At 60.5% G+C, this 26,975-nt stretch carries 19 protein-coding genes; 10 read left to right on the forward strand and 9 right to left on the reverse strand.

Going from position 1 to position 26,975, the window contains the following annotated elements:
- Position 1: 1 nt before the first annotated feature.
- Positions 2–1,387 carry a flavin-containing monooxygenase gene (locus ACYVIA_RS02165; protein WP_460837440.1) on the reverse strand — a complete coding sequence of 462 codons (1,386 nt, stop codon included), beginning with the start codon at positions 1,385–1,387 and terminating at the stop codon, positions 2–4.
- A gap of 180 nt (positions 1,388–1,567) precedes the next feature.
- Between ACYVIA_RS02165 and ACYVIA_RS02170 the strand changes: the two genes are divergently transcribed.
- Together ACYVIA_RS02170 and acnB are read left to right on the forward strand one after the other, a co-directional pair.
- Complete coding sequence (locus tag ACYVIA_RS02170; RefSeq protein WP_460837441.1) at positions 1,568–2,245, forward strand: TetR/AcrR family transcriptional regulator; 678 nt, start codon at positions 1,568–1,570, stop codon at positions 2,243–2,245.
- 259 nt (positions 2,246–2,504) lie between these two features.
- Positions 2,505–5,090: a bifunctional aconitate hydratase 2/2-methylisocitrate dehydratase gene (acnB, locus tag ACYVIA_RS02175; RefSeq protein WP_460837443.1), complete on the forward strand. Its 2,586-nt coding sequence runs from the start codon at positions 2,505–2,507 to the stop codon at positions 5,088–5,090.
- Between the two features lie 152 nt (positions 5,091–5,242).
- Here acnB and ACYVIA_RS02180 read toward each other — a convergent pair whose 3' ends face one another.
- Positions 5,243–5,443 (reverse strand): oxidoreductase-like domain-containing protein, encoded by a 201-nt coding sequence (locus ACYVIA_RS02180; RefSeq protein WP_460837445.1) that lies wholly within the window; start codon positions 5,441–5,443, stop codon positions 5,243–5,245.
- A gap of 242 nt (positions 5,444–5,685) precedes the next feature.
- Here ACYVIA_RS02180 and ACYVIA_RS02185 point away from each other — a divergent pair, with 242 nt between their 5' ends.
- The 6 genes from ACYVIA_RS02185 (at position 5,686) to ACYVIA_RS02210 (ending at position 12,810) form a co-directional block, all read left to right on the forward strand.
- Positions 5,686–6,498: a hypothetical protein gene (locus ACYVIA_RS02185; RefSeq protein WP_460837447.1), complete on the forward strand. Its 813-nt coding sequence runs from the start codon at positions 5,686–5,688 to the stop codon at positions 6,496–6,498.
- A gap of 70 nt (positions 6,499–6,568) precedes the next feature.
- The gene (locus ACYVIA_RS02190) at positions 6,569–9,103 is read left to right on the forward strand and encodes a DUF2339 domain-containing protein (RefSeq protein ID WP_460837450.1); all 2,535 of its coding nucleotides are present in this window, start codon (positions 6,569–6,571) and stop codon (positions 9,101–9,103) included.
- Between the two features lie 301 nt (positions 9,104–9,404).
- Positions 9,405–9,851, forward strand: coding sequence for a chemotaxis protein CheW (locus tag ACYVIA_RS02195; RefSeq protein WP_460837452.1), 447 nt, complete (start codon positions 9,405–9,407; stop codon positions 9,849–9,851).
- A 24-nt stretch (positions 9,852–9,875) separates the two neighbouring features.
- Positions 9,876–11,615 carry a methyl-accepting chemotaxis protein gene (locus ACYVIA_RS02200; protein ID WP_460837454.1) on the forward strand — a complete coding sequence of 580 codons (1,740 nt, stop codon included), beginning with the start codon at positions 9,876–9,878 and terminating at the stop codon, positions 11,613–11,615.
- A 188-nt stretch (positions 11,616–11,803) separates the two neighbouring features.
- A complete protein-coding gene (parS, locus tag ACYVIA_RS02205) occupies positions 11,804–12,334 on the forward strand; it encodes a type II RES/Xre toxin-antitoxin system antitoxin (RefSeq protein WP_460837456.1) in 531 nt (176 codons plus the stop codon).
- Positions 12,331–12,810, forward strand: coding sequence for an RES family NAD+ phosphorylase (locus ACYVIA_RS02210; protein ID WP_460837458.1), 480 nt, complete (start codon positions 12,331–12,333; stop codon positions 12,808–12,810). Before parS ends, ACYVIA_RS02210 begins: the two co-directional genes overlap by 4 nt.
- 25 nt (positions 12,811–12,835) lie before the next feature.
- Here the strand turns inward: ACYVIA_RS02210 and ACYVIA_RS02215 are convergent, their stop codons facing one another.
- The 5 genes from ACYVIA_RS02215 to imuA all read right to left on the reverse strand — a co-directional run bounded on the left by ACYVIA_RS02215 (position 12,836) and on the right by imuA (position 19,780).
- A complete protein-coding gene (locus ACYVIA_RS02215; RefSeq protein WP_460837460.1) occupies positions 12,836–15,139 on the reverse strand; it encodes a helicase C-terminal domain-containing protein in 2,304 nt (767 codons plus the stop codon).
- Positions 15,118–16,779: a VRR-NUC domain-containing protein gene (locus ACYVIA_RS02220; protein ID WP_460837463.1), complete on the reverse strand. Its 1,662-nt coding sequence runs from the start codon at positions 16,777–16,779 to the stop codon at positions 15,118–15,120. The genes ACYVIA_RS02215 and ACYVIA_RS02220 overlap by 22 nt, the downstream gene beginning before the upstream one ends.
- A gap of 278 nt (positions 16,780–17,057) precedes the next feature.
- Positions 17,058–17,396, reverse strand: coding sequence for a ribosome hibernation-promoting factor, HPF/YfiA family (gene hpf, locus ACYVIA_RS02225; RefSeq protein ID WP_460837466.1), 339 nt, complete (start codon positions 17,394–17,396; stop codon positions 17,058–17,060).
- Between the two features lie 244 nt (positions 17,397–17,640).
- The gene (locus ACYVIA_RS02230) at positions 17,641–19,113 is read right to left on the reverse strand and encodes a Y-family DNA polymerase (protein ID WP_460837468.1); all 1,473 of its coding nucleotides are present in this window, start codon (positions 19,111–19,113) and stop codon (positions 17,641–17,643) included.
- Positions 19,046–19,780 carry a translesion DNA synthesis-associated protein ImuA gene (gene imuA / locus ACYVIA_RS02235; protein ID WP_460837469.1) on the reverse strand — a complete coding sequence of 245 codons (735 nt, stop codon included), beginning with the start codon at positions 19,778–19,780 and terminating at the stop codon, positions 19,046–19,048. The genes ACYVIA_RS02230 and imuA overlap by 68 nt, the downstream gene beginning before the upstream one ends.
- 141 nt (positions 19,781–19,921) lie before the next feature.
- Between imuA and ACYVIA_RS02240 the strand changes: the two genes are divergently transcribed.
- Positions 19,922–20,824, forward strand: a complete 903-nt coding sequence (locus ACYVIA_RS02240) for an endonuclease (RefSeq protein WP_460837471.1) — start codon at positions 19,922–19,924, stop codon at positions 20,822–20,824.
- Between the two features lie 219 nt (positions 20,825–21,043).
- Positions 21,044–21,613: a hypothetical protein gene (locus ACYVIA_RS02245; RefSeq protein WP_460837473.1), complete on the forward strand. Its 570-nt coding sequence runs from the start codon at positions 21,044–21,046 to the stop codon at positions 21,611–21,613.
- 344 nt (positions 21,614–21,957) lie between these two features.
- On the opposite strand, the gene ACYVIA_RS02250 is transcribed toward ACYVIA_RS02245, so the two are convergent.
- Both ACYVIA_RS02250 and ACYVIA_RS02255 read right to left on the reverse strand, forming a co-directional pair.
- Entirely contained in the window at positions 21,958–24,837 is a 2,880-nt protein-coding gene (locus ACYVIA_RS02250) for an EAL domain-containing protein (protein ID WP_460837476.1), read from the reverse strand.
- A gap of 402 nt (positions 24,838–25,239) precedes the next feature.
- Positions 25,240–26,868: a RecQ family ATP-dependent DNA helicase gene (locus ACYVIA_RS02255; RefSeq protein ID WP_460837478.1), complete on the reverse strand. Its 1,629-nt coding sequence runs from the start codon at positions 26,866–26,868 to the stop codon at positions 25,240–25,242.
- Positions 26,869–26,975 lie beyond the last annotated feature (107 nt).

Consider the following 26,975-nt stretch of genomic DNA (forward strand, 5'->3'; position numbering starts at 1 on the left):
TTCAGGCCGCCTGTACCTGCTTTCGCAGATGAATCGGCGGCGCTTTCTTGTAGCGCGACTTGATGCCGGCCGGTGGCTTGCCGATATCGATGCCGGCTTCGCGCAGGTCGCTTCCGAGCTCCTTGCGGAAGAGGTGGTAATCGACTTCTACCGCATGCCGCTGCCCGCCTTCAAACTCGAAGTGCGGATGCTCGATCTCATGCTGGATGGCGGCCTTCATGCCGGCGGGACGCTGGTACTTTCCGAGGATTTCCATGCACGCCAGCAGCGCCTGGTAGTCGGCCAGCGGCCAGATGCAGCCGATCGGCTGGAACAGGCCGATGAAATACAGGTTGCGATATTCGGCATGCATCATCTTCCGGTACAGCGGCACCTTTTCCGCATGCTTGAAGTCGATGAAGCTCTTGTCGAAGAAGGGGAAAGTGGTCCAGAAACCGGTGCAGGCGCAGATGATGTCGAAGGCTTCGCGCGTGCCGTCGGTGAACTCCACGATCTCCCCATCGAGCCGGCGGATACCGGGGCGCGGATGGATGCGACCGTGGCGAATGAAATCCAGCAGGTCGGAATTGAGGGTGGGGTGGTGGCTGAGCGGCGGATGCACATTCGTCGGCAAGCCGTACTGACTGTAAGGGCCCTGCAGCAGACGGAGCAGCTTGCCCATCGCCACCTGCCGGACTTTTTTCGGCAGCCATGCGCTCTTGGCGGCAAACACGTCCGATGGCTGGCCGAAGATGAACTTGGGCACAAACCACTGCGGGCGGCGCATCGACATGCACACCTTGCCGGCAATCCGCGCCGCTTCCACCGCAACGTCGCAGGCGGAGTTCCCGGCGCCGATCACCAGCACGTTCTTGCCGCGCCATTCTTCATTCACACCCTTGAAGTCGTGCGAGTGCATCAGTTTTCCGCTGAACTTGCCCTTGAACTCCGGATATTTCGGATCCCAGTGGTGGCCGTTGGCGACCATCAGGATGGGGAAGGTTTCCTCGCATTCTTGGCCGCCGGCATCGAGATATTCGACCTTCCAGTCGCCGGAAGACAGCCGCGTCACATGCCGGATCGTGTGGTTGAAGCGGATTTGCTCCATCACGCCGAAATGCTTCGCGTAGGACTCGAAGTAGGCCTGCAGCTGGCGGTGATTCGGATAATCGGGGTAATCGTCCGGCATCGGAAAATCTTCGTATTCCGACCAGACCTTGGAGCTGATGATGTGGGTGTTTTCGTAGACGCTGGAGTGGCCCGTCTTCGAGTTGAACACCCAGTTGCCGCCGACCTTGTCGTTCTTTTCAAAGACGACGACGTCGAGCCCGGCCGCCACGCAGTTCTTTGCGGCCGTAATGCCGCTCGGGCCTGCGCCGATGACGCAGACACGCTGGTTTGCCTTCATTGTTGTCTCCTCGTTTTTTTGAGCACCTGCCAAAACGCCGCCTGCGATCTTCAGCCCTAGGCTTACTGGCTGCCTCGCGCACCTCGCCAACGGCATTTTGTTCAGTGCTCTTGTCTTTTGTTAAACCGACATTGCCGATTAAAATCCAACATTTGTCAGGTTTTGCAAAAAACATAACTTATGTCAGCTTCGCTTGCAATCGGATTTCTCACAACCGATGAAATAAAACTGGGCTCCGCAGCCCGCCCGCCGCTGCAGGAGCGCTCCCGGCAACGGGTTGCTCTCGCACTGGAAGCGGCCGAGCGCCTGCTGATCCGCGTCGGGCCGGAAGAGGCCTCGATCCCGGAAATTGCCAAGGAATCCGGCGTGCCGCGCGCCAGCCTGTACCAGTTCTATCCGAACAAATACGTGCTTTTTGCACACCTGGCACAGATCCATCTGTCCCGGGTGGAACGGGTGATTGCGGAAGCTTTCATAGAAACAACATCAAGGGACTGGGAGGAACTGGTCCGGCAGCTGATTGACGCGGTGTCGGGTTATTACGATGCAAATCCTGTCGCCGGCATCCTGATTCTGGGCGGCCCGTTCAGCCGCGCGTCCTACCTCGCGCAGGAGGCGGCAATCGGCCACATTGCACACGCCATCCGGCTCTTTCTGAGGCAACAGGAGCTGCCACTCCTGCTTCCGGAGGATCCGGACGTTGCCACCCTTGTCGTCGAAATGTCGTTCGCCTGCATGAAGCACGGTTATTACCGCGAAAACAGGATTTCGACGGCGATCCGGGAACAGGCGGCCAATGCAGTCATTGCCTATCTGCGCACTTGGCAGGTTCAGACGGAAATAGCTCCAAATCGCTGAATTTTGGGAGAGGTTGCTTGCTGCTGGCCGATGATGGCGTTCTGGAGCATCGCATCGAGCCGGAAGGGGCATGCCGGGAAGGGTGCGCACAGAAGAAAAATTCGTAAGCTCCATGCAATGTTGGTCTTATATCATATAGAAGACTTGATGCCATGCAATGGTATAATCGCCTGCCGATTACCGCATTGGCTGTGGAGTACCGGCCAGCTCATGCGAGTGCGCACCGAATCTTAAACCCACCAACATGTGAGAACGACCCATGCTACAAGCATATCGCCAACACGTCGCCGAACGCGCCGCGCTCGGTATTCCTCCGCTGCCGCTGTCCGCCAAGCAGACTGAAGAGCTGATCGGCCTGCTGAAGAACCCGCCGAAGGGCGAGGAGCAGTTCCTTGTTGACCTGATCACCAACCGTGTTCCGGCCGGCGTGGACGACGCTGCCAAGGTCAAGGCTGCCTTCCTGGAGAAGGTCGCCAAGGGTGAAGAGACCTGCGCACTGATCTCCCGCGAGACCGCGACCAAGCTGCTGGGTACCATGCTGGGCGGTTTCAACATCAAGCCGATGATCGACCTGCTGGGCGACGCCGCTGTGGGCACCGTTGCTGCAGAAGGCCTGAAGAAGACCCTGTTGATGTTCGATTACTTCCACGACGTCAAGGAACTGGCCGACAAGGGCAATGCCAACGCCAAGGCCGTGCTGCAATCGTGGGCTGATGCCGAGTGGTTCACTTCCCGTCCGGAAGTCCCGGCAAGCATGACGCTGACCGTGTTCAAAGTCTCCGGCGAAACCAACACCGACGACCTGTCGCCCGCTCCGGATGCGACCACCCGTCCTGACATCCCGATGCACGCGCTGGCGATGCTGAAGAACGCACGTCCGGGAATCAACCCCGACGAGCCGGGCAAGGTCGGCCCGATCAAGCAGATCGAAGCGCTGAAAGCCAAGGGCAACCTGGTCGCCTACGTCGGCGACGTGGTCGGCACCGGTTCTTCCCGCAAGTCCGCAACCAACTCCGTTCTCTGGTTCACCGGCGAAGACATCCCGTTTATCCCGAACAAGCGCTTCGGCGGCGTCTGCCTCGGCAGCAAGATCGCTCCGATTTTCTACAACACGATGGAAGACGCCGGCGCACTGCCGATCGAACTCGACGTGTCCAAAATGGACATGGGCGACGTCATCGAACTGCGTCCGTATGAAGGCAAGGCACTGAAGAACGGCGCAGTCATCGCCGAGTTCAAGGTCAAGTCCGACGTGATCTTCGACGAAGTGCGCGCTGGCGGCCGTATTCCGCTGATCATCGGCCGTGGCCTCACCGCCAAGGCACGCGAAGCGCTCGGCCTGGCGCCATCCACGCTGTTCCGCCTGCCGCAGAATCCGTCGGATTCCGGCAAGGGCTTCTCGCTCGCGCAGAAGATGGTCGGCAAGGCATGCGGCCTGCCGGCTGGCCAGGGCATCCGTCCGGGCACCTACTGCGAACCGAAGATGACCACCGTCGGCTCCCAGGATACCACCGGCCCGATGACCCGCGACGAGCTGAAAGACCTGGCTTGCCTCGGCTTCTCCGCTGACCTCGTGATGCAGTCCTTCTGCCACACTGCAGCCTATCCGAAGCTGGTCGACGTGCGCATGCACCAGTCGCTGCCGAAGTTCATCTCCACCCGTGGCGGCGTTGCGCTGCGTCCGGGCGACGGCGTGATCCACTCCTGGCTGAACCGCCTGCTGCTGCCGGACACCGTTGGTACCGGTGGCGACTCGCACACCCGTTTCCCGATCGGCATCTCCTTCCCGGCAGGTTCCGGTCTGGTGGCGTTTGCTGCTGCAACCGGCGTCATGCCGCTCGACATGCCGGAATCGGTGCTGGTCCGCTTCAAGGGCAAAATGCAGCCGGGCGTCACGCTGCGTGACCTGGTCAACGCGATCCCGCTGTATGCGATTCGTCAAGGCATGCTGACCGTCGAGAAGCAGGGCAAGAAGAACATCTTCTCCGGCCGCATCCTCGAAATCGAAGGCTTACCGGATCTGAAGGTCGAGCAGGCATTCGAACTGTCCGACGCGTCCGCAGAGCGTTCCGCCGCAGGCTGCACGGTGCACCTCGACAAGGCGCCGATCATCGAGTACATGACCTCAAACATCACGCTGATGAAGTGGATGATCGCCAACGGCTACGAAGACAAGCGCACGCTCGAGCGCCGCATCAAGGCGATGGAAGCATGGATCGCCAACCCGGAACTGATGAAGGCCGATGCCGACGCCGAGTACGCAGCCGTCATCGAAATCGACCTGGCCGACATCCACGAGCCGATCGTTGCATGCCCGAACGACCCGGACGATGTGAAGATGCTGTCCGAAGTCGCTGGCGACAAGATCGACGAAGTGTTCGTCGGTTCCTGCATGACCAACATCGGCCACTTCCGCGCTGCTTCCAAGCTGCTCGAAGGTAAGTCGGACATCCCGGTCCGCCTGTGGATCGCGCCGCCGACCAAGATGGACCAGCAAGTCCTGACGGCGGAAGGCCACTACGGCAACCTCGGCCGCAGCGGTGCTCGTATGGAAATGCCGGGCTGCTCGCTGTGCATGGGTAACCAGGCACAGATCCGGAAGGGTGCGACCGCAATGTCGACCTCGACCCGTAACTTCCCGAACCGTCTCGGCCTGGATACCCGCGTCTACCTCGGCTCGGCTGAACTCGCGGCTGTCTGTGCAATGCTCGGCAAGATCCCGACGAAGGAAGAGTACATGGCAAATATCGGCGTGATCGACAAGAACGCGTCCGACATCTACCGTTACATGAACTTTGACCAGATCGAAGAGTTCCGTGAAGTAGCGGACACCGTCAAGGTCTGATCGACGTCGCAAGAGTCGTAAAGACTGAAGCAGTAACGACGTAGTAATGAACGAGGCCCCGGACATGGTCCGGGGCCTCGTTTTTTTTTTGCCGGCTACTTGCTGATTACGGGACCTGATCGCATTGGCCAGTAACCTTAAAGCCGAGTCGATCAAGAAGACGTAGTGTGCGGTCCTTTGTCCTTCGCAGCCTGGCGCTCTTCCCACGCCTGCCGTGCCGCGCGGTAGCGCGCGAGTTCCTCCGCATACAGATCCAGCACGCAGGGATCGCAGCCGCTGTTGCAGCACTCGTTATCGCCGGGCGGGACCGGCGGGATCGGGGCAGGGTCGTGATCGTTCTTCAGGTCGGACATGGCTGGAAAAGCGTTGATGGAGACGGGCCGGGATGCCGGCGTATGTTCGAGGTGGTGATCATATTCGCTTTTTAAAGATGGCGCCGGCGGCGGGGCTGGCCGCGCAACGGAGAAAGTATCGCGATCTGCTCCCTCGCAGACCGCCCTGTGCTACATCGGCGGCGATCGCTTGGCATTGGACGGCGCTTTGGCACTCTGGAGGCTCTCATATCAACAAGAGCGTCTGACAAAGGAGGATCGCCATGAACCGCTTGCTCGCCATACTTCCCCTGCTGCTGACACTGGCTGCCTGTGCAGGATTGCTGCTGCACGGCCCGATTGCACAGCCACCGCAATACCATGAATTCGCGGATCAGTCCCTGCTGCTGGGGATACCCCATGCTGCGGACGTTATCTCCAATATCGGTTTCGGCCTCGTGGCGCTATGGGGTTTCATGCGCCTGCGTCCGTATGCACGCCACGCCGCAATAGCCGAGGGATGGCCTGGATATCGTCTGTTTCTCGTCGGGCTGATGCTCACGGCTGTTGGCTCCGGGTTTTATCACCTTGCTCCGGATAACTGGCGGCTGGTATGGGATCGGCTGCCGATTGCCTTGGTGTGCGCCGGTCTGCTTGCCGCCGTGCGCGCCGAGACCAAGCGCGGGAGGAATGCGGAGGCCGACGCCGTGTGGCTTGGCTTTGTCGCCATTGCAAGCGTTGGCTGGTGGGCCGTGACGGACGACTTGCGCCCCTATCTGCTGCTGCAATTCCTGCCGATCATATTGATTCCGCTCTGGCAGCTGGCCGCGAGTTCGCCGCGCAGGGACCGCATCGCTTTCGGTGTCGCGCTCCTGCTTTATGTACTCGCCAAATTCGCCGAACTGCATGATCACGAGTTGCTTGCTGCGCTCGGGTTCGTCAGCGGCCATACGCTCAAGCACCTGCTGGCAACGCTTGCAGCCGGCGTCCTGGTTGGGCGGCTGGTGCAGCATCGGCGCGGAAGCGGCATACAGGGTTGCGAGAGCAACTGCTTAGTTGGTGCAAGCGTTGCTTGCAAGCAGGCTGACGTTGTATAGGTTGATTTTTCCAGTGGGTAATGTGGCATTCTGTTAATCATTTCTATCAGGCAGGCACTACGTCGCTACCATGCTCCTTCTTTTCCTTCTCATCGCTGCGATCGTTTACTTCGTGCTCCTCGGCAAAATCAATCGCTTGCAGAAGCGGATAGACCGGCTGGAAGAAAGGCTGGACTGGCGGGAGCAAAAGGTCGTGGTTGCCGAAGCGGGGAAGGAAGCCCGCAAGGAATCGTCCAAAGAGGCGCACGCGGCTACTCCACCTGTGATGCAGGAAGTGGCTGCCGAGGCGCAGGAAAGCAGGATCGCAGCGCCCGGTCCGGCATTAGACGCCGAACGGACGATGCGCGCGCAGGCAGCAACGGAACACATGAGCGAGACACTGCGCCCGCGTGCCAACCCCATGGATGCGGACGTCGAGCAGGAGGCAAACGCCGCTCTCAGCACCTGGGAGCAGGCTACCGCGTCGGTGTTCGAACTGATCAAAAAGAATCCATTTGCGACTGCCGGCGTCCTGATGATGTTGATCGGCGCCGGCTTCCTGTTTGCGCTGCTCGCTGCGAACAACATCCTGCCGCCGGTCGTGCGCGTGCTGTCCGTTGCGGTGGCCGGCATTGTGATGTTCATCATGGGATTGCGGCAGGCGCCTTCCCGCACCTTTCTCGGCTTGAACCTGCAGGGTGGCGCGCTGGCGCTCGAGTACCTGTGCGCACTTTGGGCATATCAGGGATACCGGCTCATCGATAGGGCAGAAGCATTTGTCCTGCTCGCCGGTTTGTCGACACTCGCATTTGCCTGGTCGCTGCGCACCGAGCGCGTGCTGTTCGCGTTCATCGGTCTGGCCGGCGCCTTGCTCACGCCTGTCGTCGCCGCAAGCAACGAGGGCAACTTTGCCGCGCTGACGCTGTATGGGGCTTGGGTCAGCCTGCTGAGCGCAGGCGTCGGCATACGCCTGCATGCACCTTCTCTTGCCAGCGTAGCCCTCGCCGGTACCTCGCTGCTGCTCGGTGTTGCGCTCGATCTTCCTGACGGGAATCGCCTCTATACCATCCTCGCTGCTCTCGGCATGGCGTTCACTTATAACGCCGCTGCCGTCCTGTGGACGCGCCGCCAGGAGCATCTGGCTGGCGTGCAGAAGGCATCCATCGTATCGGTGCTTGCCGGCGCCTCGCTTGTCATGGCGGGCTTCCTGTACACGAAGGCGAGCGTGTCGTCGGAGTGGTGTGCGGCCATGCTCGGCGCGACCGCGCTCGCGCAGTTGCTTGCGATGCGATCGGCACGGCCGGAATGGAAGGGCTGGCTGCTCGGCATCGGCGGCGGCCTGAGCCTGATTGCAATCGGTGTCGGGATGGATGGGGCCAGCCGAGCGATGGCGCTTTCCGCCTCTGCGCTGAGCCTTGTCCTGACGGCACATGCCTTCGACGACGAACGCGCGGATATCGGCGCTGCGCTTTATTGGTTCGTCTCGGTGCTTGCGGCCTACGATGCCTGGGATAGCGGAAAAGCAGGCACCTTGCCGCTGGCAGTCGCGGCACTGGTTGCGCTCGGCGCGGGCTTTGTGAACAGGTCGCGCAGGATAGGCTGGTTCTATGCCGCCATTGCGCCGATCGTCCTCGGCATCGCGCTACTGCGCCACGATGCCGACGAGCCGACCAGCATGCTGGCGTGGTTCCTCGCGTGGGCGGCTGTTGCAACGCTGGCGGGTCGTCAATTGCGCTGGTTGCAATTGCGCGTGAGCGCATTGTGGCTGCTGCCGGTCGGTCTGGTGCTGTTTACCGCGCCGTTCAGCGATACAAGCACGGCCGGCTGGAATCTGCGGGAAATGCTGCTTATCGGCTGGCTGGCCGGCAGCGCGGTGCTGATGCGCTTGTACAACCGCGACCCCGCGGCGCCGTCTCGGCTCAACCAGGAAATGCTCGGCCTGGCGACGTTGCTGGTGCCGATGCTGGCAAACATCGAACTCGTTCGCGCCTTCGATGCGATGGCCTTGCGCGACCAGACCACGCTTGCTGCAAGCATCCTGTTATGGGCGGTGTGGAGCGCAGTGGCGCGCACGATTGCCTACATCACCCGCTTCGACTGGCAGTCGCAGCTGGCCGGCATGTTCGCCTCGCTTCTGACTGCATGCGGGATCGCCGTCGCTCCGCCGGAATTGCTTACCGAGCTGTCGCAGTGGGGCAGTGTTGCTTTGCTGGTGATCGTCAGCAGGAAGAGCCCAGCTGACAAACATATTCCTTCACGCCTGCTATGGGGCCTGGCAGGTGCCGTGCTGACCGGCACGCTGCTGCGCGCCATCGGCAGCCGCTACGGGCTGGAGGAGGGAGCGTTGGTTCTCCTGTTCGAACGCGTGATGCAGCCGTGGATCTCGATCATGTGGGCCGCTGGCGGCCTGGCTGTCGTCGTAATCGCGTCAAGGCGTCATTTGCGCGAGATGTGGATGGGCGGCGGCATTGCCCTTGCCGTGCTGGTGGCGAAAATGCTGCTGGTCGATTTGGCAGCGTTGACGTTGACGGCGAAAGTGACTGTTTTCCTGCTGGTGGGTTTGGGCTTCCTCGGACTCGGGTATTTTTGCCCCTTGCCGCCGGAGCGGGCGGGGGAGAGGTCGTAAGCGTTTTACCAAGCTCCGACTTCAGTGCCGAGTGCGGCTTGCTTCTCGTGGGCAGGCCGTGACGATATGGAGGAGAGGACGCACGTTTTTCATTTCGGTTCTCGCGTGATCGTCGTCCGTCCTGAAGGGCGAACTCTGCTTAATCCAGATCAAGCGAATACAGTTTTGTTGCTCTTGGGCATCAAAAATATACTTTCGCCATTTCTTTCCATGAGGCATTTCTTTAGTCTTTGACGCGTACCCGCATAGCGGCGTTGATGAGAGAGTTGTTGTCGTGTCAGAAATTCACGCAGTACCCACAATGGAAATTCTGGCCTTTCGGCTGGGAAATGAAGACTACGCACTGGAGATTGGCAAGGTGCAGGAACTGCGTGGGTATGACGCGGTAACAGCGCTTGCCAAAGCGCCGGACTTCATCAAGGGAGTCATCAACCTGCGCGGCGTCATCGTTCCCATCATCGACATGCGGCTCAAATTCAAGTGCAGTCAGGCGACCTATGACCGGTTCACGGTCGTCATCGTACTGAACGTCGCACAACGCACGATCGGGATGGTGGTCGACAGCGTGTCGGATGTCGTCACGCTCGATGCAAATGACATCAAACCGGCGCCCGGCATGGGCACGGTGGTCGATACCGCCTACATCATCGGCATCGCGCCGGTCGACGACCGGATGCTGATTGTCGTCGACATCGCACAACTCCTCTCCTCGGACGAGATAGGCCTTCTTGGGCACATCGCCGTCTGAACACATTCTTTCTGAGAGCTTTTCATGAACTGGTTTAACAATATGAAGGTCGGCACAAAGCTGACACTGTCCTTTACCGTCATCCTCGTACTGACAGCGTTTCTCGGTATCTTCTCCGTAACGAAGATGGCGCAGGTCAACCAGACTTCTACCGATATGGAGGTGAACTGGCTGCCAAGCACACGCTTGGCGGGTGAAATTACTGCCGGCATCTCAGGCTATCGACGTAACGAGCTGCAGCATATCCTCTCAACTGAGGAGGCAGAAATGGCTGGCTATGAAAAGCTGCTGGCCGACGGCATTGCGCAGATCGACAAGAGCAGATCTGCGTATGAAAAGCTGATTTCCAGCCCCGAAGACAGGAGGCTGCACGACGCCTTCGTGAAGAGCTGGGATGAATATCTCGCCGAAAGCAAGAAGGTGGTCGCACTGTCGCGCGACAACAAGCCTGACGAGGCGAAGATGTTGATTCGGGGTGAATCGAAGAAGCAGTTCGATGAAGCGACAGCCGACCTGGGCAAACTGGTCGTTCTCAACATCGAGGGCGGCGCGAATGCAAGCCGGCAAGGAGACGAGCTGTACGCAAGCGCACGCCTCGGGATTTTCATGGTTCTCGGCCTTGTTGTTGCCATTGGTGCGGCCATCGCGGTCATCCTCACACGCGGCATTCTCAGGCAACTTGGTGGAGAGCCGTCCTATGCAGCGGAAGTCGCAGGAAAGATCGCATCGGGCGATCTGACCGTCGAGGTGCGCGTTGAACGCGGGGATACGACAAGCCTTCTGGCTGCGATGAAGGCCATGCGTGACAGCCTGGTCAATATCGTGACGCAGGTGCGGACCGGTACCGACAACATTGCTTCCGCCTCATCACAAATCGCGACCGGTAACTTGGATTTGTCCTCGCGCACCGAGGAACAGGCAAGTTCGCTCGAGGAAACGGCCTCCTCGATGGAAGAGCTGACATCCACCGTGCAGCAAAATGCGGCAAATGCGCGGCAGGCAAACACACTTGCGGCGTCTGCCTCGGACGTTGCAGCCAAGGGCGGCGAAGCCGTCAACAAGGTGGTCGACACGATGGGGGCAATCAACGCGTCGGCAAACAAGATCGTCGACATCATCACTGTCATCGACGGTATCGCTTTCCAGACCAATATCCTTGCCCTGAATGCGGCAGTGGAGGCAGCACGCGCCGGCGAGCAAGGACGCGGCTTCGCGGTTGTCGCGGGAGAAGTGCGCACGCTTGCCCAGCGCGCGGCCGCCGCAGCGAAGGAAATCAAGACGCTGATCGATGATTCGGTCGATAAGGTGGGGGCAGGAACGGCGCTGGTCAACGACGCCGGCAAGACAATGGAGCAGATTGTCGAAAGCATCAAGCGCGTCACCGACATCATGGGCGAGATCACCTCGGCCAGTCAGGAGCAGACTTCCGGCATTGAGCAAATCAATCAGGCGGTTACGCAGATGGATCAAGTGACACAGCAAAACGCCTCACTGGTGGAGGAGGCCGCGGCTGCGTCCGAGGCGCTGAAGAATCAGGCGGCCCAGTTGTTGCAGGTCGTTAGCGTATTCAAGATCGGGAACGCCGTTGCGGCTAGCACCGGCGCGAGCAAGCCGGGGCGTGCATCCTCTTCTACGCCTGCGCGCACCAGTCTTGCGCCAGTGCGGGCAGGAGGAAAATCCCAGCCCTCGGCCGTAATCGCCACCCGGGCTCGCGCAGCAAAACCGAAGGTGGAAGCCAACGGTGATGAGTGGGACGAGTTCTAAATCGTAGGGCAACGGTAGCGGGATCGGCAGTTGTTTCGCCGATTCCGCGCGCAATGCGCATGCCGGCAGGGCGCATTCAGTATTTGCCCGATATTTGCCTCGCCAGTTCCGGACTGGCAATAGTCAAACTTGAACAACTGGATATATCCGCTCATTTGATATAAGCTTTGTTATCAAAGGAGCGCAATATGACAGCAGCCATCGCCAAAGCACCCCGCAGGGAAAAAGCCCCCAAGGCTGACAAGCCGGTGGCCCGGGCTGCGGCCCAAAGCCGCCCGGCCGAGGTTTCCGTGACCGATTCCCGCGCCCTGTACACCTCCACGCCAGATGTGCGGGTGCAGATCATCAAGCGCGGCGTCAATGCCGCCGAGGTGAGGGATCTCGTGCGCAAGATGGATGTGTCGCAGGACAAGATTTACCGTTTCCTGCGCCTGTCGCCAGCGACGGTGAACCGCAAGGTACAGGCGAAAGGGCGGCTTTCCACCGATGACAGCGAGCGCGTGGTCGGCATGTCGCAGCTCATCGGGCAGGTGGAAACCATGGTGGCGCAGTCCGGCAACCCCGAAGGCTTCGATGCTGCCAAATGGGTCGCGCAATGGCTGGAGTCGCCGCTGCCGGCATTGAACGGACAGCGTCCGGCCGAATACCTGGACACCATCGAAGGACAGAGGATGATCTCCAACCTGCTGGCCATGATGCAGAGCGGAGCTTACGCTTGAGCCGGTTGGTATGGCGCATTGCCACCGACACACCAGATTACACCGCGGATGATTTGTCCGGCACCGGTGCCAAGCTCACCGGCGGCCGCTGGAACCGTATCGGCACGCCGATGCTGTACTGCGCGGAAAACGTCGCGCTGGCCTGCCTCGAAACCTTTGTCCATTTGAATTCCGGCGGACTGCCGCTGAACCGTTATCTGGTGCAAGTCGCCATCCCCGACACGCTGTGGCAGGCCGCAACGAGGCCGGACATCCTTTCGCGCAGCCATGTCGGCTGGGACGCCATGCCACACGGAAAAGTCAGCCTCGACATCGGCGAGCAATGGGCTGCGGGCAGGGCATCGGCGCTAATGATCGTGCCCTCGGCAATTGTCCCGGAAGAATCCAACATCCTCATCAATCCGGCTCATCCGGATGCGGCCAAGATCACCGCGACCAAACTCCGCAAATGGCTGTACGACCCGCGCATGCGGTGACGGATCTTCGCCTTACCGACAGCTCCTAACGATGCCTGCCTGACCGCACATCGACTTTCCACCATGCCGGCAGCAGCCGCAGCACATTGGCACGCGCAAACCGGTCATCGATCAGGTACACCACGCCACGATCCTGTTGCGTACGGATGACGCGCCCCGCGGCCTGCACGACTTTCTGTATGCCGGGGAACAGGTAGGTGTAATCGTAGCCTGCGCCGAACGTCGTATCCATGCGCTCTCTGATTTGCTCATTGACGGGATTGAGTTGCGGCAGGCCCAGCGTCGCGATGAACGCGCCGACCAGTCGCTCGCCCGGCAGGTCGATGCCTTCAGCGAAGGGGCCGCCCAGCACGGCAAAACCGATGCCGTTGCCCTCCGGTGTAAACCGCGCGAGAAACTGGTCGCGCTCGGCTTCCTCCATGCGGCGCGACTGTTCCCACATTGGAATGTCCTGATAGCGCGCGGCAAACAGCGCAGTGACCTTCTGCAGGTAGTCGTAGCTGCTGAAGAACGCAAGGTAATTGCCCGGCCTCTCCGCATACTGCCGCGCCATCAGGTCGACAATCGGCGACAGCGAATCCTCGCGATGCTGGTAGCGGGTGGAGATATCGCCGACTACGCGCACCGACAACTGTTCTGCCTTGAACGGCGACTCCACCTGCACGCACACCATGTCTTCCGGCAGGCCGAGCGTGTCGCTGTAGAAGTGCCACGGACTCAACGTGGCAGAGAACAGCGTGGTAGTGCGCGCATCGGCAAAACGCGGTGCAAGGAACGGAGCAGGGATGATGTTGCGGATGCATAGCACCGAACGGGTTTTTCCCTGCCATGCAGTCTTCGTCACATCGAACAGTGAGTGCGTGCCGAATACTTCCAGCATGCGCGAGAAGTGCAGCGCATCGAAGTAAAAGCGTTGCAGGTCGTTGTCGACATAGGTCGGGTTCTCCGCCATGAAGTCGGTGATGGTGGCGATCGCCTTCAGCAACGCACCGGAAAAGCTGTCGGGAATGTCGGCATGGACGCGATAAGGCTCTTCCTGTTCCTTGTTCAAGGCATTCCAGCTGCGGTTGAGTCGGTCCAGGTCCTTCTTCAGCGCGGCCGGTGCGGACTGGCGCAGGAAATGGAATGAAGTCTGGTCCAGCTCTGCGGTGTACATCTTCCGCGCGCGCTCGATCAGGTTATGCGCCTCGTCCACCAGCACGCCGACGCGCCATTGGTTGGATGTGGTCAGGCTATGCAGCAGCGCGCTCGTGTCGAAATAGTAGTTGTAGTCGCCCACGACCACATCGCTCCAGCGCACGAGATCCTGGCTGAGGTAGTAGGGGCAGATGTCGTGCGCGAGGGCGATCTCGCGCAAGGTGTTTTTGTCCAGTTGGGCGCTGTTGACTGCAGCCTGCCGTGCCTGCGGCAGCCGGTCGTAGAAGCCTTGCGCAAGCGGGCAGGATTCGCCATGGCAGGCCTTGTCCGGATGCTCGCAAGCCTTGTCGCGCGCGACAAGTTCGAGCACGCGTAGCGGTAGCGCCGGTTTGCTACGCTTGATCAGGCCAAGTGCTTCCAGCGCCAGTCCGCGGCCCGGCGTTTTCGCTGCAAGAAAAAACACCTTGTCGAGGTCCTGGCCGGGACAGGCTTTTAGCAACGGGAACAGGGCACCCACCGTCTTGCCGATCCCAGTTGGCGCCTCCGCCATCAGGCAGCGCCCGGTGGTCGCCGCACGGTATACCGCTTCCGCCAGTTGCCGCTGGCCCGGGCGGAAATCCGCATGGGGAAAGCGCAATACCGTCAATGCCGTGTCGCGTGCAGTGCGATGCGCCAGTTCCTGTTCTGCCCATGCGAGAAAGCGTTCGCACTGCTGGTCGAAGTAGGCATGCAGGGACTCGGCGGAATGCGATTCATGCAGCACCGTTTCCTTCTGCTTGACGATATCGAAATACACCAGCGCCAATTCCACTTCCTGCAAGCCGAGTTTTTCGCACAGCAGCCAGCCGTACATCTTTGCCTGCGCCCAGTGCAGTTTGCGATGGTTGTCCGGTATCGCGTCGATGTCGCCACGGAAGGTCTTGATTTCCTCGAGGCGGTTGCGCACCGGGTCGTAGCCGTCGGCGCGGCCGCGTACCTGCAGGTGCTTGTATTCGCCCGACAAGGTAACTTCGGCCTGGTATCCGGCGCCGCGGCGGGCGGTGACGACCGCATGACCGGCAATGCCTTCCTGCGCCGATGGAGACGGCGTAAAGCGCAGGTCGAGGTCGCCTTCCTTGGCGGTGAACTCCGCCAGTGCGCGCACGGCGACGAGGTATTTCGCGCCGGAGGTCACGCGTTGGTCTCCGCCCATTGCACATAGCAGACGGACACCGGCATGCCGTGCGCAAGGCAGTAGTCGAGCCAGCGGATCTGGTTGTCCTGCAGGCGGTCGCCTGGGCCTTTCACCTCGATCATGCGGTAGCGTTTCTCGGCGGGCCAGAACTGGATCAGGTCCGGGAGGCCGGCGCGGTTGGAAGCGATGTCCTGCAGGATGCGTTCAAACCATTTCTTCAGGTGCTCGGCCGGAATGCATTGCAGGGCGATGTCCTTCAGCTCTTCGCTTAACACCTGCCATGCCACAAAGGGTGATTGCGTGCCCATCTTGTCGGTGAAGTTGCGGTTGATGGTGTCGATGTATTGCCCGGTGTCGAGTTGCGATAAACACGCCGCAAACTCCTGCTCGCGCCGGCGACGAAAATCCGGGTTGTGCAGGTCGGCTGGGCCAATATGGAAAGGATGGAAGAACGCGCCCGGCACGGCGGCGAAGATCGCTGTCCAGCACAACAAGCCGAACAGCGACGTGATCAGCGTGTTCTCGACGTAGTACACCGGCGCGCCGGGTTCGGCCAGGTGATGTGCTGCGACCACTTCAACCGAGTAGTCGGTATCCGGTTGCGGTAGCAGCAAGTCGATGCGCGGCACTGGTGTCGCAGCTTGCGCTGGAATTTTGGGCAGCCCTAACTTGCGGTGCAGGCGTGGCAGGATGCGCAGGAGCTGCTGCCGTTCGGTTTCGTTCTCGGGTGCTTCCAACGCCGCTTGAGCCAACGCGAAGGCTGGCTCGAACTGCTCGCTGCGTTCCATCACGCGGATCGCACGCACGCGCGCCTCCGGATAGGCGCACGCGGTGTAAATGCAGAGCGCAGTGTCGAACTCGCCACAGCGCTCGTATTGCTGCGCCACCTGGAACAGCAGCCTGGCGCGGCGGCCCTCCAGCCAGTCGTTGGCCAGCGGCGTGGCCGGGATGTCCTTCATGATCTCGTTCAGCAGTTCGCCTTGCTCGAAACGTTCCCGGCATTGGTGCAGGTGCAGGTAGCTGTCGACATCCTCACGCGTACGAAAGCCGCGTGACGAGGCGGAGAACTCGACCTTCTCGTACTTGTAGATACCAAGGTCCGACAGCACGAACTCCGGCCAGTCCTGCCGGCAGTTGCCGAAGAAGAGCAGCTTCAGGCGGTCGCACAAAGGGTTGATGCGCACCTGGTAGACACACTCTGTGGCTGCCGGATGCCAGCCGTCGAAATGGCGTGCATCGGAAAACTCAGCCAGGAGCGCTTCGAGCAGTTCATCCTTCCTCGCCTGCGCATTGGGCAAGGAGGCGCGGAAGAGGGCGACGATCTCGGTCTTCGTCAGCAGGCTGAACAGCTGTTCCAGCGTCAGCAGGGGACGGTCGTCGATCCAGCCGAGTTCCACCAGCGCTTGTGCGGCTTCGTGCATGGCTTCGCGCGTGGCGCCGATTTCTTCGTAATTCAGTTTGCTCGCACGGAACAGCTCGCCCTTGCGCATCACCATGCGCACCAGCAGTGCGCGGGATGGCTGCGGCAGCGTGCAGAAACGGTCGATGAATACCTGTTCCTCGGCGGTCAGCAGGTCGCTGTAACGGTCGCGGATCCACTCGACCACCCGATGGAAGTTATCGAGATAGTAAAAGCGGTTTTCGAGCGTCCTGATCATCTTGGTAATTCGTTAATGCGTGCGGCAGGGGCTTTGCGGCGCTTGCGCGGGATGCGCGGAAATGAGGGAGGAAAGGATTGCCAGACTGCGATGGCTTTGGGAAAGCCGTCATGCCGAAGCATTATGGCGAAGCAGGTTGCTGTTCGCAAGCCGCAATCGGCATGGGTTGGAGGGAGAACACAGCAAGGAAGCCGGCAAGCGCCGGCCTTCCATTTTATTGACGCGAAGAAAATGTTCCGGCAGCAGCGATGGCGATGTTGCCGCTGCCGGAAAGAACGTCAGAGGTCTTCGCTGACGCGCTTGATGCCTTCGTGCTGGTGTTCCTGGATCTTCTCCTTGTGCTTCAGGACCTGGCGATCCAGCTTGTCGACGAGGCCGTCGATAGCGGCATAGAGGTCGTCGGCGACGTTGTCGACGTGGATGACATTTCCCTTCATGCGCAGGTTGACTTCAGCGCGCTGGGACTTGCCCTTTTCGGAGAGCTTTTCCACGCCGAGGATGACCGCGATGTCGATGATCTGGTCGAAATGGCGGACCACCCGCTCCAGTTTGCTCTCCACATATTGGCGGATCGCAGGGGTGATTTCGAGGTGCTGGCCGGTGATCGTCAGGTTCATGCAATGACTCCAAATATTCAAAAAAGGAAAAACAACCTTGGCGAGCAACACTGACTTGCAATGCCTCGCAGACAAGGTCTGACCCATCATATGCCGCAGTCAATCCCTTGATAAATGAGCTAGGTCAAGAAAAGGGTTGATAAACGTGCATTCCCGCAGCCATGCACGCAGTCGTTTCACAACCCAAATTGTGCCTCGAACTTCTCCAGCTTTGCCGTACCGGTGCCATGCATGGAAGAAGATGTCATGCGAATAACCCATGCAGATACCAGCAAATTTCATCTCCGCTGCGCTCCCGATAAATCCAGTAGCAGGTCGAAGTTTCCCCCTGGGCGATGAAATAATCCCGCACTACCAGCCCGCCGTCCCACCAGCCGCATTCGATCCGCTCCGGTCCTTTCACCAGCCGCAGCGGCGTTCCATAGAACGGCCGGTTTTCCCGCATGATCAATGCCACCGGTTTTTCCAATATCCAGAACGGTCGTTCGACCTGATGCAGCGTCGGCGGCGCGGGCCGGCTGACAGTCGCGGCAGGCGCCCAGGCATTGCACACCTCGGGCCGGTAGTCGGCACGGGGCGAAGGTGTCAGCACACTCTGGTTGCCAAGGCGCGCGGTCAGCAGCTCCAGCAGGCGGTGATAGTCGGCCGGCGTGCCGCCCGGTTCCGGAAACAACGACTCGGAGGGGGCTTGCATCGCCTCCAGCTGATGGGCTTCCAGCCGCACCGCAATCACCGGGGCCACCAGCTCAATCCGGCCGAGGCGCTCCTTGAGCAGGCGGGTCAGGTGCTCCTCCTGCCAGACCGCGTCGGCCAGTGCGATCTCAATCGGCGTTGGCGCGATCGCATGGCGCCCGCGTTCATGCTCGAGTTGCAACACAAAGCGTCGCACCGCCAGCTGCTGCGCGACCAGCCAGCCAGTCATTTGCAGCAGCAGGCGGCGCGCGCCAAACAGCACGGCTTCCGCATGTTCGATCCGATCCGGCAGTTCCAGGCGCGCAGAGAAGGCCTTGGGTGCTTGCACCCATTCGAACAATTCCGGCGCCTGGCCATAAGCGCGGTCGAGTGCGTCCAGCAGATGCTTATCGCTGCGCCGCTGCAAACCCGCGCGCGGCAAGCGGCGCAGGTCGCGCAGGCTATGGCAGCCGATGCCGGTCAGCCATTCCTCGTAGGGGCGGGCAGCGGGCAGCAGCATGCAGGGCAGGGCATCCAGCCGGCGCATCATGCTCTCCATGCGGATCACGCGGCGCACTGCCGCACGTCCATGGTGCGGCTGGCAGCGCGCAAGCAGCCATGCGCCTTGTGCCGTCGGTGCCATGCCGATCTGCGGCGTGAAGCCAAGCGCGAAGACGCTGGCGCGCACCAGCCGGCTCAAGGCGAGCCGCCCGCGGAATGCGCGCAGGCTGGCGCTGACATCGAGCAGCAGGCTTGCTTTTTCCGCATAAGCGACTTCCGGCGTGTACTGCAGCAAGGCGAGGGCGATATTGTCCAATGCTTCCTGTTCGCGCGCGCCATCGCGTTCGTGCAGGACGGCATCGGGACACAAGGCCTGCACGCCGCCGCGGCGCATGCCGAAGCGCACACCCGCATCGGCTGCCTGTTCGCTGATGGCCAGCACCTGCGTGCGGTCGACAACCACATGTCGGCCTGCTTCAGACCAGTTCGGCCGGAATGCTTCGAGCGGCAGGTGTGGCAGGTAAACGCCGATCCAGGTGCGCATGGGGTGCTGTCAGTGTGCGTGTGAGTGATTGGGAAGGTGCCGCAGGCGCATCCTGCAGCGGCAGGAAAAGCATTTCATCGCGCTGCGGACCGCGCCGCTTGACGATGTCGAGTCCGATGCCGCCGCTAGCCGGGCGCAGCGCCAGCCGCAAGGGCGCAGGGGAGGCATCCTGCACGCTCGCCAGTGGCCGCAGCATCCAGAACAGCGTCTGCGCGCTTTGCGCCGCCAGGTGCAGGCGGCGCAGCGACTCGCTGCGAATTTGCGATTGCCACAGCAGCAAGGCGCCGCAGCTGCCATTGCGCAGTACCTGTTCCGCCGCCCACAGCGCATCGGCGCTGCGTTGCGTGTTGATCCACAGGATGCGTTCGGCCGGCAGGCCCCATGCCGTCCAGGCAGCGATCTGCGGCAGGTGGGGCGGCTGGACCAGCGCAATGCGGTGGTGGCTGGCGATCCTGTTCAACGCAGGGCGCAGCAGCCGCATTTCGCCGATGCCGGCCTGCTGCAGCAGCAGTTCGATCAGTGCCGCGCTCGGCCAGCCGCCATTGGGCAATTCCTTGTCGAGCGCGCCATGGCCGGTCGGCACGACCGTAGTGTGGTGCGATCCCATCTGGTTCGCACGCCAGACGGTATGGGGTAGTGACGATATGGTGGAAACTAATGCGGACATCGAGGCCTCTTATGCTTTTCGGCTGCATGCCGTTAATCAATTTATACTGTATAAATATACAGTAAACATGCGAATCCGTTTAGCCAGATTGGTTATGGATTTGCGCCCTCCTTATATTTTTTAAAAGCTGTTTTGCCTTCCATGCAAGCCCGCATCACCTCGGTTGGATTAGTGATCCGGCCCGAGCCCGCCGATAGCTTCGAATATCCGCATCACATCGATCGCGCCAGCCTCGCTGCCTTGCCATCCAAGCCGGGCATCTACATTTTTCGCGGCGAGCAGGATCAGCCGCTCTACATCGGAAAGAGCGTCAACATCCGCAGTCGCGTGCTGTCCCATCTGCGCACGCCGGAAGAGGCGCGCCTGCTGCAGCAAAGCCGCCATGTCGAGTTTCGGCGCACGGCCGGCGAGATCGGTGCACTGCTGCTGGAATCCCGCCTGATCAAGGAAATGCAGCCGCTGCATAACAAGAAACTGCGCCGCACGCGCGAGATGTGCACACTGCGCCTGCTGCCCGGGGCTGTGGCGATGCCAGAAATCGTGTATGCGCGTGACCATGATTTTGCAAAGACCGAAGACCTGTACGGCCTGTTCGCCACACGCAGGGCGGCGCTGGAAAAGCTGCGGGAGATCGTGGATACGGAAAGGCTATGTCCGGCGCTGACCGGGCTGGAAACGCCGATGCGCGGGCGTGCCTGTTTTGCGCGCCAGATATCGCGCTGCCTCGGCGCCTGTATCGGCGAGGAGCCCGCCGAGACGCATCACCGCCGGTTGCAGGCTGCGCTGCAGGAAATGCGGATCATGATGTGGCCTTATGCAGGCCCGATGGGCATCGTCGAGGAGTGTGACGGCTGGAAGCAGATGCATGTCATCGACCACTGGTTCTATGTCGGCTCCATCGACCATCTATCCGGTGCGCCTCCCGTGCGCATTCCGGCACGGCGGACATTCGATGTCGATACCTACAAAATCCTAGTCAAGCCGATGCTGCGCGGCGAGCTGCGGATCGAACCGGTACGCATGAAGACTCGCAAGGTGCGTTAAGGCATTCTCAGCATTGCTGAGTAAGCTAATGCCGGAGGTGAATCCCACGTTCGAGAAGTACCGCCGTACGTGAGGTGCGCAGGATCAGGAAAAATGCGCTAAACGCATTGCATAACGATAAAACCGCACCGCTGGCGGCGCCAACGGTGCGGCTCTGCACATCAAAAAAGAAAAACTTATTGTTGCGAGCCCGAGGAGCTGCTGCTGCCAGGCGTGGTCGTGCTGCTGCCGCTGGTGCCACCAGTGCTGCCCGACCCGCTGCTCGAGCTGTCCGACGGCGAGGAGGAGCTGCTATCGCTGCTGCTACCGCTGCTACTGCCGCTGCTGGAGCTATCAGAAGGCATGGAGCTGCTGCCACTGGTTCCGCCAGCACCGCCTGACGGGGTAGAGGTGCTGCCGCTGGTGCCACCTGCACTACCCGGAGGCGTAGTGGTGCTGCCACTGGTACCGCCTGCGCCGCTATCGGACGGAGTGGTGCTGCCGCTGGTACCGCCTGCGCCACCCGGAGGAGGCGTCGTCGCGCTGCCGGAGCTGCTGTCAGTGCCTCCAGCTCCACCTGCTGGTGGTGTCATGCCACCAGTGCTCGGGGTCGCGCTCGGGCTTTCAGTGCTGCTACTGCTGCTGGTGCTACCGGCACTGCCTGTCGTACCGCTTGTGGTGCCGCCGGTGCTTCCCGTCGCGCCGGAGCTGCTGGCACCGCTATCGGGCGTGCTAGCTTCTTCTTTTCCACATGCGCCTAATGTCAGAGTGGCGACCAAGGCCGCGAGCAATACGGAGTATTTCATATAGGATCCTCTCAGAAATATAGTTGTAAATGAGTGCTCGGCTTATTTGAGAAAAACGGTTCGCGTTAAGTGCCTGCTGAAACTTTGATAAATGTCAGACACCATATATTTTTTTCAATGAAAACAATAAAGACTCAGTGACGGCCGAAGGAAATTTGCATCACGTCATTGAGCGGGGGAAAGAGAGGACGCCGCACGCGGAGAATTTTCTCGTGCGCTTCAGAAATAACGCCCATGCCTGACGTATTTCGGCAAAGCGACAATGCCGCCTTCTGCTGTAGGAGCTGTCAGTGCAAGGATGACGCGAAACCGGTGCTTCCGGGCGCGAAAGGGGCCCTCAGTGCCGGTTCAGCAGGGCGATGGAATCGGAAGGAGGCTCTCCTGCATGAAGAGCGCTTCGAACTGTTCCGGTGGCACCGGTTTCGAGAACAGGAAACCTTGGGCGAAATCGCAGCCCGCAGCGGCAAGGATCTCGTATTGTTCGGGCGTTTCCACGCCTTCGGCCACGACCTTGATGCCGAGCTTGTGCGCCATCTCGATCATCGCCTCGTACAGCGCGACATTCTCGGAGCCGGGAGCGAGGTCGACGATGAAGGAGCGGTCGATCTTCAGATAATCGATATCCAGCCGGTTCAGGTACGACATGGAGGAGTAGCCGGTTCCGAAGTCATCCAGCGACACCTTGATGCCGGCTTCCCTGAACTTCAGCAGCTGTGACGTGATTGCCGAGCTGGTATCGAGCAGCAATCCTTCCGTAATCTCCACCGCGATGCCATCACCGGGCACGCCAAGCTCGTCGAGGTGGGCAAACCAGCTGTCATGGCCGATGCCGCCGCTGCGGTACTGCACGGGTGAGGTGTTCACGCTGATCTCGAAATCGGGCTGGAGTTCGCGCCAGCGTGCCACCTGCCGTGTCGCTTCACGGAATATCCAGTCGCCGATCTCTACGATCAGGCCGGTGTCTTCCGCAACCGGAATAAACTCCGCCGGACTCACCAGGCCACGCTTCGGGTGCTGCCAGCGGATCAGTGCCTCGGCCTTGCGGATCCTTCCGCTGGCCATGTCCACAATCGGCTGGTAATGCACGCAGAACTGGTTCTGGGACAGCGCCAGCCGCATATCGGCGACCAGGTGCCGTCGTGCTTGCGCCTGCTCCTGCATGCAGGGGGTGAAGTAATGGAAGCGGTTGCGTCCCAGGTTCTTCGCAGCGTACATCGCCTGGTCCGCATTCTTTAGCAGGCCTTCGACCTCGGTGGCGTCGTCAGGGTAGAAGGTGATGCCGATGCTTGCGGAGACATACGCGACTTCATCGCCGAGGATGAAGGGCTCGGCCATGTTCTTCAGCACTTCCTGCACGATGCGTTCGACATTGGTGGCCGCCGTCAATTCGCCGAGGATGATGGTGAACTCGTCGCCGCCGAGCCGCGCAACGGTATCGGACTCCCGCACGCAGCCGCTCAGGCGTTCCGCAGCCTGCTTGAGGAGAGAGTCGCCGACGGCGTGGCCAAGGGTGTCGTTGATCTCCTTGAAACGGTCGAGGTCGATGAACATCAGCGCCATCGGCAAGCCGGCACGGTGCGATTTGCGGATTTCCTGTTCCAGACGGTCGCGGAACATCAGGCGGTTGGGCAGGCCGGTCAGCGAGTCGAAGTTGGCCTGGCGCCAGACGAGGTCATCCGTCCTCTTCTTGTGCGTGATGTCCGAGAACAGCGCGATCCTGCAGTTGACCGAGCCGTCCGTATTGTAGGAAGTGTTAATGGTCAGCCATTCCGCATACACCTCGCCGTTTTTCCTGCGATTCCAGATTTCGCCTTGCCAATGGCCGGAGGTATTCAGCGCCTGCCACATGGCGTCATAGAAAGCCTGGTCTTGCCGGCCGGAGCGCAGTATCTTGATGTGCCGGCCGATCACTTCCTCCCGCCGGTATCCGGTGATCTTGGTGAAGGCCGGGTTGGTCTCGATGACGATGCCGTCGGCGTTGGTGATGGTCATCGCTTCGCTGCTGCTCTGATACACCATGGTCGCCATGCGCATGGTCGATTCCGCCTGCTTGCGCTCGGTGATGTCCAGCATGATGCCGATGGTTGCCGGATGCCCGTCCAGATTCATGCTGGAACCGAACACTTCGACATCGAACAGGGTGCCGTCCTTCTTGCGCGCCCGGCGTTCGTAATGCACCCCGAGCAGATCGCCGCTCAATCGCCTCTGCACGTTGGTCTCGACCAGCTCGCGGTCGCCTTCCGGAACGAGGTCGTAGACACCGACGGACTCGATCATGGCGGCGGGTTCGTAATTGAACATCTTCGCCATTTTTTCGTTCACGAACCTGAACCTGCCATCCTGTGCGACATAGACGCCGACCACGGAGTTTTCTGCAACGCCGCGGAACATCGACTCCGCCTGCGACAGGGCCAAGCGCTCTTCCTCAAGACGGCTGATCAGGCTGCCGATGCGGCGCGCGGAATAATTGAATGCATCGGTCAACTGGCCCATCTCGTCATTGGAGTGGTAGCCGACGCGGACATGGTAATTACCTTCAGCGAGGTCGCGACTGTGACGGACAAGGCCGCGCAGCGGTTGCACGATACGCAGGCGGACCAGCATGAACATGACCATCAGCACCAGCGCGTCGACTACCAGCAACAGGTAGGTGGTATGCAGCGCGCGGTCCTGTCTGCGTTGCGCTTCCATCGTCAGCGACTGCATCAGGTCTTCGGCCCCCTTGAGCATGCGTGCCGAGCCTTCGGTAATTTCGCCGAACTGGGCTGCCTCTGCGGTAGTGGCGCTGGTGCTCTGAAGCGTGGATTCGATATAGGCACGGTAGCGGAGCCAGTTCTGCCGAAGCGTTTCCAGTTCCGCCTGTTGGTGGGGCGAGAGGGGGCGGAGCTCGTAACCATAGGCGATTCCGCCAACTGCGAGTGCATGAAGTGCAATTTCGTATTCGTCAATGTCCACCTCTGCCGCATTCTTGCCGGGTGTCCAGCCATTGAGCGTATTGCTGGTATTCAGCGCAATTTTCTGACTAAGGAAGCGGAGTTTGCCCGCAATATTGACGGTGGCAGCGACACCGTTGAAGTCCTGCAGGATGCTGCGCACGACGACGACATTGGCGATGCCAAGCAGCAGGAGCAGCAGGAATGCCAGCCCGATTTTCTTGCTGATCGTGAAGCGCGGGGCGGCAGGATAGCCGTTGTTGGGCAGCAGGCGTGGCAGCAGCTTTTCCGTCATGTCCGTCTTTACGTGCAATTGGTGCCCAAGTGTGCCCCCGGACCGCGAAGAACGAGGATCTCTCGGCAACAGGGGCGATATCGTTTGTCCGCCTTCTAGAATTCCGCCCTGAGCACAAGCACCTGGCTGGCCGTACTTGGCCGCCAGCAACCAATCCTGAGTGCAGGATGGTCGATGTCTCTTCAGGTCGCGTATGCTTCTTGGGTCCGGCATCCCTGTCGGACTTTGGCTTACATACAGTCAGGCCAAAACTCTAGTTTTTGTTGATCTTGATTCTTAATGAGATAGCTACTGACCACTATCCTAGAAAGGTTGCTCTAAGTCAATAGCGTCACAGGCGGGATAAAACGGGTGTCCCGCCGCCCCCCGAAGGGAGCGGGCGGGAAGGGGCGGAGGGGTGAATTACGCTGGCTGGACGTAATCGCGCAGGAAAGTTCGGGTCTGCCTGTCAGGGAAAGTGATCGTGATCTTGTCGCCTGCCGACGAGACCACACGTCCTTCGCCGTACTTCGCCACCTTCACCGGGCTGCCGACATCCGGCAGGCGCGGCCGCGCGGCACGGCTGGCCGGCGGGGCGTGATTGCGCACATGTTCCGGGCTGAGCGCCTGCTCCGGAGGCTGGCGGCAATTGTCGCAAACATGGCAGTGTGACCAGTCGGCATGTTCGCTGAAGTACTCCAGCAGAATCTTCCAGCGGCAAAAGCCCGTCTGTGCATAGAACACCATGCGTTCCAGCGCTTCGTGATCCCGCGCGCTCTTTTCGCGATACACCTCGACCAGGCTGGCGAGTTCGCTGGCCTTGACCTTCTCGCGCAAAAGCCGGTAGCCGAGATCCTCTCCCTGCGCCACGATCCCGCCGTCCTTCAGCAGCTTGACGGCGACCTGCAGGCGGCTGTCGGATACATGTTCCAGTGCCGCATGCAAGCGGGCGGGAGATATGTGAGGATTTTCGGCAGCAAGCGTCTGCAGCGCACCATAAACATCCCCGAGATCGTCAACGCCCGGATAGCGGCGCGCAAGAAAGAACTGCTGTACCTGCTTGTCCTTCGGGTAGTAGATCAGAATGCACTCTGCTGCATGGCCATCGCGGCCCGCGCGCCCCGATTCCTGATAATACGCTTCGAGATTGGCCGGCAGCTGGTAATGGACGACGAAGCGAATGTCCCGCTTGTCGATTCCCATGCCGAAGGCGTTGGTCGCGACCATGAGGCGGCTCGCTCCGCTCATGAATGCGTCCTGGTTCTGCGCACGCACCTTTGCGGACAACTGGCCGTGATAGAAAGTCACGCTCTCACCCGCTTGCTGCAATGCCCGGTACACCTCATCCACCGCTTTTACTGTCGCCACATAGACGATGCCGGAGCCAGATGTTTCTCGCGCAATGCGCGTCACCTGCAGCAGCTTCTCGTTTTCATCAGTCGCAGGTTCGACTCGGTAGTGCAGGTTCGGGCGGTAAATGCCGGTATTGATAATGCGCAGGTCGGGTAGCTCAAGTTGCTTGCCGATGTCATCAATCACTTCATCCGTTGCGGTGGCCGTCAATGCAAGCACGGGCGGATTGCCAAGCGCCTTGATTGCGTGGCCCAGTTCCAGATAGGCCGGGCGGAAATCGTGTCCCCACTGTGAGATGCAATGCGCTTCGTCGATGACAAACAGGCTGACTTTGCCCTGCTTTAACGTGGCGAGAAATTCCGGATCAGACATTCGTTCCGGTGTGGCGAACACGAATTCGTTATCGGACTGCTTGATGCTTTCCAATACCACTGCCTCTTCGCGGCTGGTCAGCGTGCTATTGACTTCGGCTGCTGCCACGCCGGCTGTTTCCAGTTTTTCTGCCTGATCCTTCATCAGTGAAATCAGTGGGGAGACAACGACCGTCACGCCGGGAATCTTGAGAGAGGGCAATTGATAACAGAGCGACTTGCCGGCTCCGGTTGGCATGATCGCCAGCGTGTCATGACCCTTTAGCACATGATCGATGACCTCCTGCTGCCCGGGCCGCAAATGCGCGATCCCGAACGTTTCGCGCATCGTTTTTTGAAGGCTGTTTGACTGTACAGTCGGCTTGCGGCTTGTTGATGCCGCAGAGCGCGTCGCACCGACGGATTTGCCGCTAGGCGATTTAATGCTTGTAAATA

It is taken from the genome of Noviherbaspirillum agri, assembly GCF_054780595.1.